Genomic DNA, 1,270 nt, shown 5'->3' on the forward strand with positions numbered 1-1,270 from the left:
CGCCGTCGATCTCTCCTAGGACCGCGATCGCCTGCGCCGTCTCGTGCGCCGTCTCTGCTGGCGAGGTCCCCGGGTCGGGGCGTCCGGAACCGGGACTCGCCGGGGATTGCCGGTCGGGGTGTTCCGCGTGAAGTCCCTCGCCGGGCTCGAGGAACGGCTGGCCGAGGAGTACGCGCGACTGTGGAAGGCTGAGGCGGGCGCGCTGAACGACGCCGTCCTCACGCTCCAGGAGAAGGGAACGGACTGACATGCAGAGGATCCACGATCCGCAGGAGCGGGGCTTCGCCTCGGACAACTACTCCGGCGTCCACCCGGAGGTGCTCGCGGCGATCGCCGAGGCCAACGGGGGCCACCAGGTCGCCTACGGCGAGGACGTGTACACGGCGCGTCTTCAGGAGGTCGTGGCCCAGCACTTCGGCAAGGACGCCACCGCGTGGCCGATGTTCAACGGGACCGGGGCGAACGTCGTCGGGCTCCAGGCCATGCTGCCCCGCTGGGGCGCGGTGATCTGCGCGGACACCGCGCACATCCACGTGGACGAGGGCGGCGCGCCCGAGAAGTCCGCCGGCATCAAGCTGCTGCCCGTGGCCACCGACGACGGCAAGCTCACCCCCGAGCTGATCGCCGCCGAGGCGTGGGGCTGGGGCGACGAGCACCGTGCCCAGCCCCTGGTCGTCTACCTCACCCAGTCCACCGAGCTCGGCACGGTCTACACCCCGGAGGAGGTCAAGGCCATCACGGACTACGCCCACGAGCACGGGATGCGCGTCTACCTGGACGGCGCCCGCATCGCCAACGCCGCGGCCTCCCTGGGCCTGCCGCTGCGCGCCTTCACCACCGACGTCGGCGTGGACGTGCTCTCCCTCGGCGGCACCAAGAACGGGGCGCTGCTGGCCGAGGCCGTCGTCGTGCTCGACCCGGACGCCGCGGACGGCCTCGTGTACCTGCGCAAGAACCAGATGCAGCTGGCCTCGAAGATGCGCTTCGTCTCGGCGCAGCTGCTCGCGCTGTTCGACGGCGACCTGTACCTGCGCTCCGCCCGCCACGCCAACGCCATGGCCGCCCGGCTGCGCGCCGGCATCGAGGCGGGGGTCGCCGACGGCTCGCTGGCCGGCGTCGAGTTCACGCAGGCCACGGACGCCAACGCCGTGTTCGCCGTCCTGCCCGAGGGCGTGGCCGACCGGCTGCGCACCCGCTTCCGGTTCTACGACTGGGACGCGGCGCGCCGCGAGGTGCGCTGGGTGTGCGGCTTCGACACGACCGAGGAGGA

1 protein-coding gene is annotated in these 1,270 nt (G+C 72.3%); it reads left to right on the forward strand.

The genetic code is table 11. The features are described 5' to 3' along the window. Positions 1 to 248: 248 nt before the first annotated feature. Positions 249 to 1,270 (forward strand): low specificity L-threonine aldolase (locus tag AB0L75_RS44320; protein ID WP_365191955.1); only part of this gene is annotated, 1,022 nt, incomplete at its 3' end.

The organism is Streptomyces sp. NPDC052101 (assembly GCF_040680235.1).
Lineage (GTDB): Bacteria > Actinomycetota > Actinomycetes > Streptomycetales > Streptomycetaceae > Streptomyces.